This is a genomic window from Kitasatospora sp. NBC_01246, from assembly GCF_036226505.1.
GTDB lineage: Bacteria > Actinomycetota > Actinomycetes > Streptomycetales > Streptomycetaceae > Kitasatospora.
In genome coordinates, this window is the sequence record NZ_CP108484.1 from 7,329,831 (window position 1) to 7,347,356 (window position 17,526).

A 17,526-nucleotide genomic window follows, 5' to 3' on the forward strand; every position below is an offset into this window, starting at 1 on the left:
GACGCTGGTAGTTGCACACGCAATCTTCTGTACGCTTCTGTACGCTCTGGAAAGCGGTCCCCTCATGCCCCTCGCGCTCCTGGCGCTGGCGATCAGCGCCTTCGGCATCGGCACCACCGAGTTCGTGATCATGGGCCTGCTGCCCGAGGTCGCCGGCGACTTCTCGGTGTCCATCCCCACCGCCGGCCTGCTCATCTCCGGCTACGCACTCGGTGTCGTGATCGGCGGCCCGCTGCTCACCGTCCTCGGCACCCGGATCCCCCGCAAGGGGATGCTGCTGATGCTGATGGGCCTGTTCATCGCCGGCAACCTGGTCTCCGCCGTCGCGCCCGCCTTCGGTCCGCTGCTGGTCGGCCGGGTGCTCGCGGCCTTCGCGCACGGCGCCTTCTTCGGCATCGGCTCGGTGGTCGCCGCCGACCTCGTCGCCCCGCACAAGCGGGCCGGCGCCATCGCCCTGATGTTCACCGGGCTCACCGCCGCCAACGTGCTCGGCGTGCCGATGGGCACCCTGCTCGGCCAGCACTTCGGCTGGCGCTCCACCTTCTTCGTGGTCGCGGCGCTCGGCGCGATCGGCTTCGCCGGCATCGCGGCCCTGGTGCCCGTCCAGCCGCGCGCCGAGGACACCCGGCTCGGCCCGGAGCTGGCCGTCTTCCGCAAGCCGCAGATCTGGCTCGCGCTGAGCATGACGGTGCTCGGCTGGGGCGGCATCTTCGCGATGTTCACCTACATCACGCCGATGATGACCGAGATGGCGGGCTTCGCACCCTCCAGCGTGACCTGGCTGCTCTTCCTGTTCGGCGTCGGCCTGTTCGTCGGCAACCTGCTCGGCGGCTGGTTCGCCGACCGCGCGCTGATGCGGAGCCTGTACGTGATCCTGGCGGTGCTGGCGGTGCTGCTCTTCGCCTTCACCCTCGCCTCGCACAGCAGGGCCGGTGCGATCGTCGCCATTCCGCTGATCGGCGTGTTCGGCTTCGCGACCGTCGCACCGCTGCAGAAGCGGGTGATGGACCAGGCCGCCGGCGCGCCCACGCTGGCCTCGGCCGCCAACATCGCGGCCTTCAACCTGGGCAACGCGCTCGCCGCCTGGCTCGGCGGGCTGGTCATCTCGTCCGGGCTCGGCTACGACGCGCCGAACTGGGTGGGCGGGCTGATGGCCGCCGCCGCCCTGGGGGTCGCGCTGCTCTCCGGCGCGCTGGAGCGGCGGGGGGCCGGCGCCGGTGGCAGGGTCGTGGCGCGCGGTGGAGCGGCCGCCGAGGAGGCGGTAGCCGCCGGGCGGTGAGCGCGGAACGCGCGGGGCCCGGACGCTCGTCCGGGCCCCGCGCGTCGTGTCGAGGCGGGTCAGCCGATCACGGCCTGTGCGTCGATCTCGACCAGCATCGGCTCCTGCGGCAGCTCGACGAAGATCGTGGTGCGGCAGGGCTTCACGCCGCCCGGCGCGATGTTCTCCTCGATGAACGCGGCGTAGACCTCGTTCATCAGCGGGAAGTCGGCCCGCTTGGTCAGGTAGACGCGGAACATCACCACGTCCTCGATGGTGGCGCCGCCGGCCTCCACGATCGCCTTGACGTTCTCCAGCGTGCGGCGGGTCTGCGCCTTCACGTCGCCGTGGTGCAGGTACTCGCCGGTGGCCGGGTCCTGCGGGCCCTGGCCGGAGACCTGGAGGATGGGGCCCTTGCGGACGCCCTGGGAGAACATCCAGGCCGGGGCGGGGGCGCCGTCGGTGCGGATCTCGGTCTTGTCGCTCTGGTCGCTCATGGGCTTCCTCGGTTGGTGGTGGCGGGTCGGCTGGTCCGGGGCCGGCGGGGCCGGCCGGTTCGGCGGGTCAGCCGGTCTGGGGAGCCTGGGGGTTCTGCCCGCAGTCGGCGGAGACGGCGCGGGCGGTGGCGAGCAGCTGGGGCAGCAGCTCCAGCACCTGTTCGTAGGGGAGGACGACGTCGGGGACGGAGATCGAGGCGGCGGCGACGACGCGCCCGCTGGCGTCCCGGATCGGCGCCGCCACGCAGTTGATGAAGGCCTCGTGCTCGGCGTGGTCCTGCGCCCAGCCCTGGGCCGCGACCTTCTCCAGCTCGGCGAGCAGCGCCTCGGGAGTGGTCAGGGTGCGGGCGGTGTGCGGGGTGAAGTCGATGCCGGCCACCACCCGGCGCCGCTCGGGCACCGGCAGGTCGGCGAGCAGCACCTTGGAGACGGCGGCGCTGTGCAGGGCCGCCCGCAGGCCGATCCGCGAGTACATCCTGACCGGGTGGCGCGAGTCGTACTTGTCGATGTAGACGACCTCCCCGCCCTCGTACGCGGCCAGGTGCACGGTCTGGCCGGTGGCGGCGTTCAGCTCGGCCAGGTGCGGCGCGGCGATCCGGCGGACGCCGCGCTGCTCCAGGGCGAGGCCGGAGAGGGCGAAGAGGCCGGCACCGAGGTGGTAGCGGTAGGCCGGGTCGCGGTAGACGAATCGTTCCTCTTCGAGGCTCTGGAGCAGCCGCAGCACCGTGGTCTTGTGCACGCCGAGCACCTCGGCGAGCTGGTCCAGCGAGCGCTCGCCCTCGCCGAGCTCGGCGAGGATGCGCAGGGCGCGGGTGACGGTCTGGCTCATCGTGCTCCAAGGGCCGGGGAGGCGGCCGGTCGAGGGTCGGTGACACCGCCCCCGGTCACCGGCGCCGCCGTCGCGGACGGGACCGGCCGGGGCGGCGCCGCCGCGGGCAGTACGGGGGACACGATGCCATCCGCGGAGACCCGGGTGGCGGCCCACTCCCGGGGGGAGGCGTTCAGCAGTGCGGCGACCACCGGCTCGGGCGGCAGTTCGGCCTGGTCCCCGTGGGCGGTCAGCGCGCAGGCGGCGCTGAGGTGGCCGAGCCGCAGCCGGCGGCGCTGGTCCAGGCCGCGGACGGTGGCCGCGAGGTAGCCGGCCGCGAAGGCGTCGCCCGCGCCGGTGGCCTCGACCACCTCGACGGCGAGGGCCGGTTCGGTGACGGCCGCGCCGTCCCGCTCCAGCGCGGTGACCGTCCGGGCGGCGTCCTTGACCACCACGGTGGCGGGGGAGGGGAACCGGCGGCGCAGCGCCAGCGGGTCGCCGGTGCCGAAGGCGGCCTCGCCCTCGTCGGCGCCGAGCAGCAGCAGATCGGCGGCGTCCAGCAGCGGGGGGAGGACGGCCGGGTCGCGGTCCAGCCAGAGCGCGGGGCGCCAGTTCAGGTCGAAGCTGGTCAGCCGGCCGGGGCGGCGGTCGGCGAGCAGGGCGCGCAGCAGGGCCAGGCAGTCGTCGGACAGGGCAGCGGTGATGCCGGACAGGTGCAGCAACCGGGCACCGGCGAGCAGGCGGACGGCGGCCGGGTCGTCCAACAGGGCGGGCGAGAGCGCGGCGGCGGCCGAGCCGCGCCGGTGGTAGTGCAGCCGGCTGCGCCCGGGACCGAGGTCGTGCCGGGCACCGGTGGAGCCGCCGACCTCCTTGAGGTAGAGGCCGGTCGGGCGGTGCGGGTCGACGGCGACCGCCGAGACGTCCACCCCGCGGGCGGCGACCTCGCCGACCAGGCGGCGGCCGAAGCCGTCGTCGCCCACCCGGCTGATCCAGGCGCTCGACACGCCGAGCGCCGCCAGGGCGCCCGCCACGTTGGACTCGGCGCCGCCGACCGAGAGGTGGAAGTTCTCCACCGCCTCCAGCGGGCCCGGCCGGTCCGGCAGCAGGACAGCCATCGACTCGCCCACGCAGACCGCCGTCGGGGTCCCGGGCGTCGGGCGCGCCGCCGCTTGGCCGTGGGCCACCGGGCCGTCGTGCGCCGAAGGTCCGCCCGGTGCCGCCGTCGGGCCCGGCTCCGCCCGGCCGGCCGCCGTCGGGCTGTCGAGCGGAGGGGTGCCCGAGCTCACGGCGGCGTCCTGTCGGGGCATCTGGTGGGCTCCTCGTGTGCTGCGGCTGACCGTTTCCGTTGACCTTCGTCCGGCGCCGATGCTAGAACCGTGATGCCAGCATGTGCAACCCTCGTTGCACATGTTGCAACACGTAAGGAGAACTCGGTGGACCAGACCTTCGTAAGCAGCGGCACCGGACCGGGCATCGACACCGGCGCGGTCGCGGCCCTCGCCGACGAGGTGCTCGACTGGCGCTTCAAGGCGCTGCCGCCCGCCGCGTGGGGGTCGACCGTGCGGGACTACCTCGCCACCGGGCCCACGCTCGCCGGTTTCGGCACCCCGCTGCTCACCCTGGACGCCGCCGCGCTCGACCACAATGTGCGGACGATGGCCGACTGGTGCGCCAAGGCGGGCGTCGCCCTCGCCCCGCACGGCAAGACCACGATGGCGCCGGCGCTCTGGCAGGCCCAACTGGACGCCGGCAGCCACGGCATCACCCTGGCCAACCTGCCGCAGGTCCGGGTGGCGCGGGCGTTCGGCGTCCGGCGGATCCTGCTCGCCAACACCCTGCTCGACCCGGCCGGGCTCGGCTGGCTCGCCGGTGAGCTGGCCGCCGACCCGTCGTTCGCCTTCGTCTCCTGGGTGGACTCCACCGAGAGCGTCCGGCTGATGGACGAGGCGCTGCGCGCGGTCGACGCCGAACGACCGGTCGAGGTCCTGGTCGAGCTCGGCGGCCCCGGCGGGCGGACCGGCGCCCGCGGGGTCGACGCGGCCGTCGAGGTCGCCGCCGCGGTGCTGCGCGCGCCGACGCTGCGACTGGCGGGGATCGGCGGCTACGAGGGCGCACTGGCCCACGACGCCGGCGCCGACGGCCTGGCCACCGTCCGCGGCTACCTGCGCGCCCTCGCCGACCTGCACGGACGGCTGGCCGGCGGCTACGCCGACGGTGCCCCGCCGATCGTCACGGCCGGTGGCAGCGCCTACTTCGACCTGGTGGTCGAGGAGCTGGCCGCATTGCCGGAGGCCTCGGTGGTCCTGCGCTCGGGCGCCTACGTCGCCCACGACGACGGCTTCTACCGGGGGATCTCCCCGCTGGCCCGGGGGGCCGGTCCGACGCCCTTCCGGGGCGCCCTGCACGGCTGGGCCCGGGTGGTCTCCCGGCCGGAGCCGCAGCTGGCCCTGCTCGACGCGGGCAAGCGCGACCTGCCCTTCGACGAGGGCCTGCCGGAGCCCCAACTCGTCCGGGGCGGACCGGTGCTGACCGGCACGGCGGCCCGGGTCACCGCGCTCAACGACCAGCACGCCTTCCTGCGGGACGCCGGCGACCTCGCGCCGGTCGGCGCGGTACTGCGGCTCGGGGTGTCCCACCCGTGCACCGCGTTCGACAAGTGGACGATGATCCCGGTGCTGGACGACGCCTCCGCGGCCGATCCGAAGGTCACCGGACTGATCAGGACGTACTTCTGATGGAGGCTCAGTCTCCGGTCGACGACCTCGTCTTCAAGGGGGCCACCGTCGTCGACGGCACCGGCGCCGACCGGTACCGGGCCGACGTCCGGATCGGGCGGGGGCGGATCGCCGAACTCGGGCACGGGCTCGGCGGCGCCCGCGAAGTGGACGCCGACGGCTTGGTACTGGCCCCCGGCTTCATCGACATGCACGCCCACTCCGACCTGGCCCTGCTGCTCGAACCCGACCACCCGGCCAAGGTCACCCAGGGCGTCACCTGTGAAGTCCTCGGCCAGGACGGCCTCTCCTACGCCCCGGTCGACGACGGCACGCTGTCCGCGCTGCGCCGCCAGATCGCCGGGTGGAACGGCGATCCGGAGGGCTTCGACTGGGACTGGCGCACCGTCGGCGAGTACCTGGACCGGCTGGACCGGACCGGGCCGGCCGTCAACGCCTGCTACCTCGTCCCGCACGGCTCGCTGCGGATGCTGGCCATGGGGTGGGAGAACCGGGCTCCGAGCGCCCGGGAGCTCGACCGGATGCGCGAACTGCTGGCCCAGGGCCTGGCCGAAGGCGCCGTCGGCCTCTCCAGCGGCCTGACCTACACGCCCGGGATGTACGCCGACACCGCCGAACTGGTCGCCCTCTGCCGGGTCGTCGCCGAGTACGGCGGATTCCACGCACCGCACCAACGGTCCTACGGCGCAGGGGCGTTGGAGGGCTACGCCGAGATGGTGGAGATCGCCCGCCGGTCCGGCTGCCCGCTGCACCTGACCCACGCCACGATGAACTTCGGCGTCAACCAGGGGCGGGCGGGCGAACTGCTCGACCTCGTCGACCGGGCGCTCGCCGACGGCATCGACCTCACCCTGGACAGCTACCCCTACCTGCCCGGCTCCACCACACTGGCCGCCCTGCTGCCCGGCTGGGCCACCGAGGGCGGCCCGCAGGCCACCCTGGCCCGGCTCGGTGAGGCGGACGCGTGCGAGCGGATCCGGTACGAGGTGGAGGTGAAGGGCAGCGACGGCTGCCACGGGGTGGTCACCGACTGGGCGACCATCCAGCTCTCCGGCGTCCGGAACCAGGAGCTGGCGGGGGCCGTCGGCCGGACCGTCGCCGAGCTGGCCGCCGAGCAGGGCCGCAGCGGGACGGAGGTCTTCCTCGACCTGCTGCGCCGGGACGAGCTGGCCACCACCATCCTCCAGCACGTCGGCCACGAGGAGAACGTCCGGGCGATCATGCGGCATCGCGCGCACACCGCCGGCAGCGACGGCCTGTTGGTCGGGGCCCGGCCGCACCCGCGGGCCTGGGGCACCTTCCCCCGCTATCTCGCGCACTACAGCAGGGAGTTGGGCGTTCTGACCCTGGAGCAGGCGGTTGCCCGGATGACCGGCCGGCCCGCCGCTCGGCTGCGGCTGGACCGGCGCGGCCGGATCGCCCCCGGATTCCACGCCGACCTGGTGCTCTTCGACCCCGAACGCGTCCAGGACACCGCCACCTTCGAACAGCCCCGGCGGCCCGCCGCCGGTATCGAGCACGTCTACGTCAACGGCACCGCCGTCGTCCAGCAGGGCCGCACCACGGGCGCCCGGCCCGGGAGCGCCCTGCGCCGAACCGATCGAGGAACCCGAGCCGCATGAGCCCTTCGCCCTTCGTCTCCGATGCCGTTTCCGTGACGGCCGCCGCGGCCGCTTCCGTCCTCGCGGACGCGCGTGCCGCGCTGGCCGCCGATCCGGTGATCGCCGTCGTCCGTGCCCCCCGGATACCCGACGCCGCCGCGCTCTGCGCCGCGCTCGCCGAGGGCGGCATCACCTGGACCGAATTCACCTACACCACACCCGGTGTGACGGACCATCTGCTCAGGGCGGCGCAGGCCGGCCACCGGGTCGGGGTCGGTACGGTGCTGACCGCCGAGCAGGCCGAGCGCGGCATCGCCGCCGGCGCGTCCTTCCTGGTCACGCCCGGCTGCCGGCCCGAGGTGGCCCGGGTCGGGCACGCCGCCGGGGTACCGGTCGTGCTGGGCGCGCTCACCCCCACCGAGGTCGCGCAGGCCGTCGACCTCGGCGCCGCGGCGGTCAAGATCTTCCCGGCCCGGACCTTCGGGCCCGGCTACTTCAAGGACCTCCGCGGCCCCTACCCGGACGTCCCGCTGGTCGCCTCCGGCGGCGTCAACGCGGGCAACGCGGCGGAGTTTCTGGCACAGGGCGCGCTCGCGGTCTGCGCGGGGACGGACGTGGTGGCGCCGGAGGCCGTCGCGGCCGGGGACTGGGCCGAGATCGCCCGGCGGGCGCGGGTGTTCACCCGGGCCTGCGCCGTGGGCGGCCGGTAGGCGCGGCGGGGCCGGTTCGCCGGGGAGGGCCCGGGCCCCGGGGGAGCGACGGCGGAGGGGGGCTGTCGGGACGGCCGGGATTGGACGAGAATCGGTGGTTCCGGACCCCGGCACCCGGTAGGAGGATCCACCCCATGACCTCGACCCGCCCCGGCCCCGACTGGCTGGCCGACGCCGTCCTGTACCAGATCTACCCGCAGACCTTCGCCGACTCCGACGGCGACGGCATCGGGGACTTCGCGGGCATCGCCGCCCGACTGGACCACCTGGCCTGGCTCGGGGTCGACACGGTCTGGCTGAACCCGTGTTTCGCCTCGCCGTTCCGGGACGCCGGGTACGACGTGAGCGACTACCTCACGCCCGCGTCCCGGTACGGCTCCACCGAGGACCTGGCCGCGTTGGTCGAGGCGGCGCGCGGCCGGGGCATCCGGATCCTGCTCGACCTGGTCGCCGGTCACACCTCCGACCGGCACCCCTGGTTCCTGGCCGCCGCCGAGGACCGGGACGACGACCGCTACATCTGGTCGGACCGGCCGGTCGACGGCTTCGTCGCCTCGCCCGGCAGCCGCCCCGGCTGGTACCGGCCGAACTTCTTCGACTGCCAGCCGGCGCTCAACTTCGGCTACGCGCAGAGCCGTTCCGACCAGCCCTGGCGGCAGCCGGTGGACGCCGACGGTCCGCGCGCGAACCGCGCCGCGCTGCGCGGGATCATGGCGCACTGGCTGGACCTCGGCCTGGCCGGGTTCCGCGTCGACATGGCCTCCTCGCTGGTCAAGGACGACCCCGGGTTCGTCGAGACCTCGAAGCTCTGGGCCGAGCTGCGCGACTGGCTCGACCACGCCCACCCGCAGGCCGCGCTGCTCGCCGAGTGGGGCGACCCGGCCGCCGCCGTCGCGGCCGGTTTCCACGCCGACTTCTTCCTCCAGTTCGGCGGCGCCGACCACGGCCTGCCGCTCCGCTCGCTGTGGAACAACGGCACCGGCACGGTCGAGGAGTACTGGAAGCAGGGCCCCTGCTACTTCGAGGCCGAGGGCCGCGGCACCCCGCGGGTCTTCCTCGACGCCTGGCGCAGCGCCGCCCAACTCACCGAGGGCGCCGGGTACATCGCGCTGCCCACCGCGAACCACGACTTCTCCCGGCTCGCCACCGGCCCGCGGACCGCCGAACAGCTCGCCCCCGCCTTCGCCTTCCAGCTCACCTGGCCCACCCTGCCGGCGGTCTACTACGGCGACGAGATCGGCATGCGCTATCTTCCCGGCCTGCCCGACGTGGAGGGCAGCACGCTCGGTCCGCGGTACAACCGGGCCGGCTCGCGCACGCCGATGCAGTGGGAGCCCGGGGCGAACGCCGGCTTCTCCACCGCTCCCGCCGAGCGGCTCTACCTGCCGGTCGACCCCGACCCGCACCGCCCGGACGTGGCCACGCAGCGGGCCGACCCGACCTCGCTGCTGCACACCGTCCGGCGCCTGATCGCGCTTCGGCGGGCCCATCCGGGCCTGGGGGCGGGCGGTGCGGTCGAGGTCCGCAGCGTCGGCTACCCGCTGGTGTACACCCGGGCGGGGCGGTACCTGGTGGTGGTCAATCCGCGGCGGGAGCCGGGCGTGGTGCCGCTCGGGTCGGCGCTGCCGGGCGGTCGGGGCGGTGCGGTCCGGTCGGGTGGCGCGGCTGGTCCGGTCGCGGTGCGGCCGCTGGACGTGCAGGGGGCGCGGGTGGTCGACGGAGAGCTCCGGGCGGACGGGTTCTCGTACGGGGTGTTCGAGCTGGTCTGAGCCGGGCGGGCCGCGCGGGGGTGGGCCCGGGCTTTCGCTCGTCCTCGAAATGGTTGTACACTGCATCCAGATGGTTGCATTTACCATCTTCTATGCCCGGCAACGGAGGATGAGACGAACGCCATGAGTGCACCCCAGACCACCGCCGCGGCGCCCACCCCGGGGCACGCGCTCAAGCACCTCGCCGTCCACCTGCTCACCCCGCTGCTGATGTGCCTGGGCATGGCGCTCGCCTACCAGGGGGCGTTCCACCAGCCCGAGCCGCACCACCTGAAGGTCGCCGTCGTCGGCACCTCCCCGCAGGCGCAGGGCCTGGCGGACGCCGTCCGGGCCAAGGCCGGCCCGGCGCTCGACGTCAGCACCCTGGCGACCAAGGACGCCGCCGAGCAGCAGCTGCGCGACCGCGACCTGGTCGGCGCGTTCCTCCCGGACGCCCGGAGCCCCGAACTGATCGTCGCCAAGGGCGGGTCCGACACCTCCGCGATGGCGGCGGAGGCGGTGTTCCGGAACGTCACCGACCAGCAGGGCGTGCCGCTGGCCGTCACCGACCTCACCACGCCCGGCAAGGGCGACCCGACCGGCCAGGGCCTGTTCTTCCTGCTGGTCGCGCTCAGCATCGGCTCCTACGCGAGCGTCGCGGTGATCGGCGCGGCCGGCGCCGCCCTCGGCATGCGGACCCGGGCCCTGGTCGGCCTCGCCGTCTCGCTGGCGGTGAGCGTGATCGGCATCGGCACCGCCGGGCCGGTCTTCCACGTCGTGGACCACGACCTGGCAGCCGTCTGGGCGCTCGGCTGGCTGTACTCGGCGGGTGTCCTCGCGATCGGCATCGGCCTGCACAGCTTCCTGAAGCGGTGGACCACGCTGACGATGACGGTGCTGTTCGTGATGCTGAACTTCACCACCTCGGGCGGCATCTACCGGCCCGAGCTGCAGAACGGCTTCTTCGGTGCCCTGCACGCCTTCTGGACCGGCGCCGGATTCCTGGAGGGCGCCCGCAGCGTCCTGTACTTCGACGGCGGCGCCGGGCTCGGCGGGCACGTGCTGACCCTGGCGCTCTGGCTGGCGCTGGGCGGTGCGGTGATGGTCGGCGCGGCGGCGTACGAGAAGCGCGGCCGGTCGGCGGTCGAGGCGGAGGCGGAGGCCGAGGAGGAGATGGCGGAGGCGGTCGCGGTCTGACCGTGACGCCGGAAGGCTTCACCCGCCGCCACGGGCATCGGCGCCGGGTGGGGATCGGCGGCCCGCGCCCGGCCCCGGACAGGCCGAACGCGGGCCGCAGTGCTGCGCCTCGGGCGGGGTGGCGTGGTCAGGGGCGGCGTGCTTCGGGGCGGCGTGGTCCGGGCGGGCTGGTGAAGCAGCAGTCGCCGCAGACGCCGGTGCCCGGGCAGACCCGGTAGTAGAGGCAGCAACTGGTGCGCCGGAAGCCGGTGCCGCGCAGCTCGCCGGTGTCGGCCAGCGGTGGCCGGCGGAGGATCGCCGCGACGAGGGCGCGGGCCCGGCCGGGGGCCGCGTGGGCGTCGAGCATGCGCAGGGCCCCCGCCAGGGCGGAGGCGGCATTGCCGTCGAGCAGTCTGCCGGAGAGCGGCACGGCGGCCCGGACGGCGGCCGCGAGCAGCGTCAACTGGCCCTGGACGAGCACGTGGTGGAGCCGGTCGGCCAGCTGCTCGTCGCTCGCGCGGGGGCCGGTCGGAGCCGGGGCGGGTGGCTGTGGGGGGTGGGGTGCGTCGTGGTGCGGCGCTCGGTGGTCCGGTGTCCCGCCGTGGGGCGTTCCGTCGTGGGGTGTCGCTTCGTGCGGTGTCGCCTCGTGCGGTGTCCAGAGGTCGATCGGGCCCTGCTCCGGGATGCGCACGTAGGCGCAGTCGGGGTCCAGCGCGGGGACGGTGCCCAGCAGGACGGCGGCGCCGAGGCCCACCGAGCAGAACCGGGCGGCGAGCCCGAGGTGCAGGACCGAGGCCGCCACCCGGGGTTCGGCGGTGCCGAGCCGGTGGGCCACCATCCGGACCCGCTCGGCCAGCGGCGAGCGGGGCCCGTGCGCGTACAGCTCGCGCAGCGGGCGGAATCCCGGAGGGGCGGCCTCGGCGGGCGAGGCGCCGGAGTCCAGGGCGAAGTACGGTCCGACGGCGGAGAGTCGGCGGTAGTCGGGCGTGCTGGTGGTCATCGGCCGACCGAGCGGGCGACCGGCGGGCACGGGGTCGGCCGGCGGAGCCCCGGGCTGCCTGCGGGCGGGCGGTCGTCGGTCATCGGGCGGTCCTCCGGGGCGGGCCGTGGGGGCGTCGGCCCCGGGATAGTCGAGTGGCCGGTGTCGGCGGTGATGAACGCTACCGCGCCACGGGCGCCCGAGTCCTGGCCCCGGAGCCCTGGCCCCCGCCGCCGGGCGTACCGAACCTGCGGTCGCCGGGCGTGCGGAACCTGCGAGGAGGGGGATGGCCTCCGGACGTCGCGTCCTCCGGCCTCATAGTTCGATCGTCGACCGAGGTACCAGCGGCAGACCCTGATCCGTCTCGATCTGTCGCCACTGCCTCCTGCGGTCGAACTCCCACAGCTCCTCGCAGGTCCACCTCCATGATGCGCCTCCCACGCCCCGGGCGCCAGGGCTTTTCCCCATGAATCGGGGCAATTTACCCGGCTCCGGAGCGGGTCGGGCGCACCCGCGGCGACCCGGCGGGCACCTGGGGGCGGCTGACGTGCGCTACCGCAGCGCGTCCTTGCGCAGGAACCGCTTCAGGCGTTGCCACGGCCAGGTGTTGATCACGTCCTCGGCGGTCAGCCAGGCCCGCTGCGCGGTGCCGACGCCGTACCTCGGGTACGCCAGCTGCGGGGTGGAGTGGGCGTCGCTGTCGATCGAGAAGCGGACCCCGTGGCGCTTCGCCCGCAGCACGTCCTCGTCGCGCAGGTCGAGGCGGTTCGGTGAGCTGTTGATCTCGATCGCGGTGCCGGTCCGGGCGGCGGCCCGGAACACGGCGTCGAGGTCGACGTCGATCGGCCCGCGCCGGCCGATCCGCCGGGTGGTGAGGTGGCCGATGACGTGCACGTGCGGGTTCTCGCAGGCGCGGATCAGCCGGCGGGTCTGGGCGGCGCGGTCGGCCCCGAAGTGCGAGTGGACGGAGGCGACGCAGACGTCGAAACCGGCCAGGAACTCGGCGGGCCAGTCCACGCCGCCGTCCGGGCCGATGTTCAGCTCGGTGCCGTGCAGCAGCCGCATCCGCCGGTGCCGGCCCGCCAGTTCGCGCAGTCGCTCGCGCTGGGCGAGCATCTTCTCGTCCGTCATCCGCTGCATCACCAGGTCCGGCGCGTGGTCGGTGACGGCGTAGTACGCGTAACCGCGGGCGGCCGCCGTGTCGATCATCTCCTCCAGGCTCGCCAGCCCGTCGGTGAGATCGGTGTGGGTGTGCAGGTCGCCGCGCAGGTCCGCCTCGGTGACCAGCACCGGGAGTTCGCCCTCCAGGGCTGCCTCGATCTCGCCGCGGTCCTCGCGCATCGGCGGCGCGATCCAGGGCAGCCCGAGCGCCGCGTAGACCTCCTCCTCGGTCGCCGAGACCACCTTGTCGCCGCTCTCCGCGTCGAACAGGCCGTACTCGGAGAGCTTGAGTCCGGCCCGGACGGCCATCGTGCGGAGCCTGATGTTGTGCGCCTTGGAGCCGGTGAAGTACACCAGCGCCGCTCCCCAGTCCTCCTCCGGCACCACCCGCAGGTCGACCTGGAGCCCCTTGGCGGTGCGGACCGAGGTCTTGGTCGGCCCGCGGGCGATCACCTCGGCCACCGAGGGGAGTCCGGCGAGCGCGGCCATCAGCGGCGTGGAGTCCTCGGCGGTGGCGAGCACGTCGATGTCGCCGACCGTCTCGCGCATCCTGCGCAGCGAACCCGCGTACGCGCAGCGGGTGCAGCCCGGGACGGCCGCGATCGCGGCGACGATCTGCTCGGCCTGTTCGGTGGCCGCGTCGAGCAGCGTCCGCCCGCCGGCCTGCCGCATCAGCTCGATGCCGCGCAGGATCTGCTCGCCGCTGCGCTCGCCGAACCCGGCCACGGCGCTCAGCCGGTCCGCGCGGATGGCCTCGGCGAGCTGGTCGACGGAGGCGATGTCGAGGTCGCGGTAGAGGGCGAGCGCGCGTTTGGGCCCGACACCGGGAACGGCCGTCATGGCGCGGACCCCGGCCGGGATGGCCGCGCGCAGCGTCTCCAGCGCGTCCATCCGGCCGGTGGCGAGGTACTGGGCGATCTTGTCGGCGGTGGACTTCCCGACGCCGGGGATCTTCTGGAGGCCCTTGGCGTCCAGCCCGGCGATGTCCTCCGGGTGGCCGCCCACCGCACGGGCGGCCTTCTCGTAGGCGCGGGCCCGGAAGGCGTCCCCGCCGGTGATCGAGATCAGGTCGGCGTACTCCTGGAGCAGCTCCTGGACCTGGTCGTTGAGCCGGGTCATGGGGTCAGTCTAGGTTCGGCGGCCCGATCGGGCAGGGGGTGCGGCTCGGTGGCCTCGGGGCGTGCGGGCGCGCGTCGGGGCGTGCGGGCCGGGCCGGTGCGCTCGGGCGGCGCCGTGCGGGCGGTGGCGACCGGGCCCCCGTCGGTCGACGGGTTCGTTCCCGGTCGGTCGGCGGGGTACTGTGCCCGGTTCGTGCCCGGGAGCCGGATTGTCACCCGTGCGGCCCGGGCGCAGGCTTGGCGGAGGACCCGGAGCGCGGCCGACTCCGGTCCGCCGTGCGGCCGGCGGCGACGATCGGTGAGGTACGAGGGGCAGGGCGATGGCACGCGGGAAGCTCTGGGGCTATGTCGCGTCGGGCGCCCGGGCGCTCGGCGGGTTCGGTGCGTTCGGCGCCGCCGCCGGGGGCGGCCGGGGCGGTGGTCCGGGCGCGGGCGAGGACGGTACCGGGGAGAAGGCGGGGTTCGGACCGGACGGCTTCGGGCGGCCGCCGGCCGGGGTGATGGCCGGGCCCCGCGAACTCAGCAGCCCGGAGCTGGAGCGGCTGCGGTGGACGGACCGGGCGGAGGGGTGCGGTCCGCGGGCGCCGCACGTCCAGGTGGCCGACGTGGTCCAGCGGGTCCTGCGCGGGGGTGGCCGCGCGGGGCAGGTGGCGGTCCGAATACCGGCCGGCCTGCCGGTGGTGGTCGCGGACGCCCGGCGGCTGGAGTCGGCGCTGGCGGGGTTGGTCGATCACGCGATCAGGCGCAGCCCGTGGGGGGCCAGGGTGCTGGTGCGCGCCGATGTGGTGGACGCCGGTGCGGTGGACCCCGGTGTGCGGGACTTCGGTGGGCGGGACGTCCCGCGGGCGGGGGCCGGGGGTGCGGCGGGTGCCGGCGCGGGCCGGGCCCGGGTGGAGCTCAGGGTGGTGGACCGCGGGCAGAGCGAGCTGCCGGAGGCCCGGCAGTGGCTGCTCGCCGGCCTGCGCTCCGCCGGTGCGGCCGGCCCGGCGGTGGACGGCCTGGTCCGTGCGGCGGGCGGGCGGCTGGCGGTGGAGCAGACTCCGGGTGGCGGCCTCACCGTGGTGCTGGCCCTGTCGGTCGCCCGGGAGTGAGACGGGGCTCTGCGGACGGGCCGTGACGGTCGGGCGGGGGCGCCGGAAGGCCAGCCGGGAGAACCGCAAAGACTTCTTCGCAAAAACCCTTTGCGAAGAAGTCTTTGCGGTTCTAGGCTGCTGCCATGACCGAAGAGAAGCGGTGGCCGCACAGTCCCGACCCGCAGCGGGACGTGGTGCTCGATGCCAAGGGCCTGCGGGCGCTGGCCCATCCTGTCCGCGTGCAGCTGATCGGGCTGCTGCGCCGTGGCGGGCCGTCCACCGCGACCCGGCTGGCCGAGCAGATGGGGTTGACGTCGGGCGCGACGAGCTACCACCTGCGGCAGCTGGCGGCCGCGGGGTTCGTCGAGGAGGACTCCGAGCGCGGCAACGCCCGCGAGCGGTGGTGGCGGGCGGTCCACCAGCTCACCGTGTGGTCGGACATGGAGCTGGCGGACGAGGAGCCTGAGGCGGCCCTCGGCTACCTGCGGTCCATCGTCGCCGCGCACACGCTGCTCGCCCAGCGCGCGCTGAACGGGTACGAGACCATGCCGCGGGCCTGGCGCCACATCCTCAACCTCAGCGACATGGCGGTCCTGCTCACTCCCGAGGAGGCCCGCGCCATGACGGAGGAGCTGGCCGCCGTCGTCGGCCGCTACCGGCAGTTCGACGCGGCGGACGCCCCGGCCGGCGCCGAGCGGATCGGGGTGGTCCTCCAGGTGCTGCCCGAGCCCCGAGGGGGCGCCGATCAGGACGACGCCGGACAGGACGGCGGGGGCGCCGACCAGGACGACGCCGGACAGGACGGCGTCGATCAGGGCGGGGCCGAGCAGGACGGGGCCGGGCGCGGCGGCGGGGAGACGGCGCCTGCGGCGGGCGGGCCCGGGGGTTCGGTCGAGGACTCCGGGGGGCGGTCATGACCGGGTCCACCGCCGTCGAGGCGGTCGCCGCCCCGCGCAGCCTCCGGCCCCTGGTCGGCGTGCTGTCGGCGATGGCCGTCTCGCTCACCGGTACCCGGGTCTCGGCCATCGCCCTGCCCTGGTTCGTCCTCGCCACCACCGGCAGCGCCACCATGACCGGCGTGGTGGCCTTCGTCGAGATGACGCCGTACGTGCTGGTCAAGGCGTTCACGGGCCCGGTGATCGACCGGCTGGGCCCGCGCGTCGTCTCCTGGACGACGGACACGGTGAGTGCCGTCGCGGCGGCCCTGGTGCCGCTGCTGCACGGGCTCGGCCTGCTGCCGTTCTGGCTGCTGCTGGTCCTGGTCGCGACGGTCGGCGCGGTGCGCGGCCCGGGGGACTTGGCCAAGGAGGTGATGGTCCCCGAGGCGGCCGACCACGCCCGGGTGCCGCTGGAGCGCGCCACCGGGCTGTCCGGGGTCACCGAGCGGCTGGCCTCGACGATCGGCCCGGCGGTGGGCGGCGGGCTGGTGGCGCTGCTCGGTCCGATGGCCGGTCTGACGCTGAACGCCGTCGCCTTCGGGCTGGGTGCGCTGGTCGTGCTGGTGGTGCTGCCCCGGGGGATGGGCCGGGGTGCCATCGCACCGGCCACCGCGAAGTCCGCGCGGGCCACCGATTCCGTCGAGTCCGCGCAGTCCGCGCGGGCCGCCGAGTCCGCGCAGCCGACGCGGGCCGACGAGCCGGCCGGCTACTGGCAGATGTTCCGGGAGGGCTTCACCTTCCTGCGCGGCGAGCCGCTGCTGCTCACCGTGATCGTCATGATCGCGGTGACCAACCTGCTGGACGCGGGCTTCATGACCGTCCTGGTACCGCTCTGGGCGCAGCAGTCCGGGGGTGGCCCCGCGGCCATCGGGCTGACCGGCAGCGCCTGGGGGATCGCGGCGGTGACGGGGAGCCTGATAGCGGCGGCCGTCGCCCATCGGCTTCCGCGCCGGGTGGTGTTCTTCGCGGGCTTCCTGCTCTGCGGAGCACCGAGGTTCCTGGTCCTCGCCCTGGACGCGCCGATCGGTGTGGTGCTGGCGGTCTTCGCGGTGGGCGGCTTCGGTTCCGGCTTCCTCAACCCGATCCTCGGTGCGGTGACGTTCGAGCGGGTGCCGCGCCACCTGCTGGGCCGCGTCGGAGCCCTTGGCGACTCGCTGGCCTGGGCCGGCATCCCCCTCGGTGGCCTCCTCGCCGGCGCGGCCGTCGCCCTGTCCGGCCTGATACCCGTGCTGCTGGTGGGCGGTGGGCTGTACTTCGCCACCACCTCGCTGGCGGCCCTGCGGCCCGAGTGGCGGGAGATGGACCGCCTGCGGGGTAGCGGGCCGGCGGCCGACCCCCGCGAGGCCGAACGGTCGGCGCCGCCGGTGTCGTCGCCGCCCGGTACCGCGGAGTCGGGAGTGGGGGCGGACCGGCACCTCCTCTCGGTGGCCGGGGCCAAGGCCGACGGCTGAGTCGGGCGGGCCCGACGGCAGGCCGGCCGAGCGGTTCCGGCGGCCGCCGCCGGTCGTGCCGCGCGGTCGTGCCCTTGGTTCGGGCCGTCGGCTCGTGCCACGGGCTCGCGTCACCGGTTCGCGTCACCGGCTCGTGCTACCGGTTCGTGACGCCCGCTCGTGCCACCGGCTCGTGCCTCCGGCCGGTGACGGCAGGTGCCGGTCGGTCGGGGCGACGGCCTGCGGTGTGCGCCCTCCACGCTCGAAGCGCGCCCTTCGTGCTCCGTTCCGGCA

14 protein-coding genes are annotated in these 17,526 nt (G+C 75.0%); 9 read left to right on the top strand and 5 right to left on the bottom strand.

All coding sequences use genetic code 11. The features are described 5' to 3' along the window. Positions 1–64: 64 nt before the first annotated feature. The gene (locus tag OG618_RS31100) at positions 65–1,279 is read left to right on the top strand and encodes an MFS transporter (protein ID WP_329490900.1); all 1,215 of its coding nucleotides are present in this window, start codon (positions 65–67) and stop codon (positions 1,277–1,279) included. 59 nt (positions 1,280–1,338) lie between these two features. On the opposite strand, the gene OG618_RS31105 is transcribed toward OG618_RS31100, so the two are convergent. The 3 genes from OG618_RS31105 to OG618_RS31115 all read right to left on the bottom strand — a co-directional run bounded on the left by OG618_RS31105 (position 1,339) and on the right by OG618_RS31115 (position 3,678). Further along, positions 1,339–1,755: a RidA family protein gene (locus tag OG618_RS31105; RefSeq protein WP_329490901.1), complete on the bottom strand. Its 417-nt coding sequence runs from the start codon at positions 1,753–1,755 to the stop codon at positions 1,339–1,341. Between the two features lie 67 nt (positions 1,756–1,822). Further along, positions 1,823–2,584 (bottom strand): IclR family transcriptional regulator, encoded by a 762-nt coding sequence (locus tag OG618_RS31110; protein WP_329490902.1) that lies wholly within the window; start codon positions 2,582–2,584, stop codon positions 1,823–1,825. After that, the gene (locus tag OG618_RS31115) at positions 2,581–3,678 is read right to left on the bottom strand and encodes a sugar kinase (RefSeq protein WP_442906891.1); all 1,098 of its coding nucleotides are present in this window, start codon (positions 3,676–3,678) and stop codon (positions 2,581–2,583) included. Before OG618_RS31115 ends, OG618_RS31110 begins: the two co-directional genes overlap by 4 nt. Positions 3,679–3,996: 318 nt before the next feature. Here OG618_RS31115 and OG618_RS31120 point away from each other — a divergent pair, with 318 nt between their 5' ends. From OG618_RS31120 to OG618_RS31140, 5 genes are all read left to right on the top strand, one after another. Beyond that, positions 3,997–5,298, top strand: a complete 1,302-nt coding sequence (locus tag OG618_RS31120) for an alanine racemase (RefSeq protein ID WP_329490904.1) — start codon at positions 3,997–3,999, stop codon at positions 5,296–5,298. Then, positions 5,298–6,920: an N-acyl-D-amino-acid deacylase family protein gene (locus OG618_RS31125; RefSeq protein WP_329490905.1), complete on the top strand. Its 1,623-nt coding sequence runs from the start codon at positions 5,298–5,300 to the stop codon at positions 6,918–6,920. Before OG618_RS31120 ends, OG618_RS31125 begins: the two co-directional genes overlap by 1 nt. Continuing rightward, positions 6,917–7,609, top strand: coding sequence for a bifunctional 4-hydroxy-2-oxoglutarate aldolase/2-dehydro-3-deoxy-phosphogluconate aldolase (locus OG618_RS31130; protein WP_329490906.1), 693 nt, complete (start codon positions 6,917–6,919; stop codon positions 7,607–7,609). Before OG618_RS31125 ends, OG618_RS31130 begins: the two co-directional genes overlap by 4 nt. A 134-nt stretch (positions 7,610–7,743) precedes the next feature. Next, a complete protein-coding gene (locus OG618_RS31135) occupies positions 7,744–9,378 on the top strand; it encodes an alpha-amylase family glycosyl hydrolase (RefSeq protein ID WP_329490907.1) in 1,635 nt (544 codons plus the stop codon). A gap of 123 nt (positions 9,379–9,501) precedes the next feature. Next, positions 9,502–10,554, top strand: coding sequence for a hypothetical protein (locus OG618_RS31140; protein ID WP_329490908.1), 1,053 nt, complete (start codon positions 9,502–9,504; stop codon positions 10,552–10,554). A 127-nt stretch (positions 10,555–10,681) separates the two neighbouring features. On the opposite strand, the gene OG618_RS31145 is transcribed toward OG618_RS31140, so the two are convergent. Beyond that, positions 10,682–11,533 carry a (2Fe-2S)-binding protein gene (locus OG618_RS31145; RefSeq protein WP_329490909.1) on the bottom strand — a complete coding sequence of 284 codons (852 nt, stop codon included), beginning with the start codon at positions 11,531–11,533 and terminating at the stop codon, positions 10,682–10,684. A 531-nt stretch (positions 11,534–12,064) separates the two neighbouring features. After that, positions 12,065–13,792 carry a DNA polymerase/3'-5' exonuclease PolX gene (gene polX, locus OG618_RS31150; protein ID WP_329490910.1) on the bottom strand — a complete coding sequence of 576 codons (1,728 nt, stop codon included), beginning with the start codon at positions 13,790–13,792 and terminating at the stop codon, positions 12,065–12,067. A gap of 319 nt (positions 13,793–14,111) precedes the next feature. Between polX and OG618_RS31155 the strand changes: the two genes are divergently transcribed. From OG618_RS31155 to OG618_RS31165, 3 genes are all read left to right on the top strand, one after another. Continuing rightward, positions 14,112–14,882 carry a hypothetical protein gene (locus OG618_RS31155; RefSeq protein WP_329490911.1) on the top strand — a complete coding sequence of 257 codons (771 nt, stop codon included), beginning with the start codon at positions 14,112–14,114 and terminating at the stop codon, positions 14,880–14,882. A gap of 125 nt (positions 14,883–15,007) precedes the next feature. Further along, the gene (locus OG618_RS31160) at positions 15,008–15,781 is read left to right on the top strand and encodes an ArsR/SmtB family transcription factor (protein ID WP_442906892.1); all 774 of its coding nucleotides are present in this window, start codon (positions 15,008–15,010) and stop codon (positions 15,779–15,781) included. Beyond that, a complete protein-coding gene (locus OG618_RS31165) occupies positions 15,778–17,253 on the top strand; it encodes an MFS transporter (protein ID WP_329490912.1) in 1,476 nt (491 codons plus the stop codon). The genes OG618_RS31160 and OG618_RS31165 overlap by 4 nt, the downstream gene beginning before the upstream one ends. Positions 17,254–17,526: the final 273 nt, after the last annotated feature.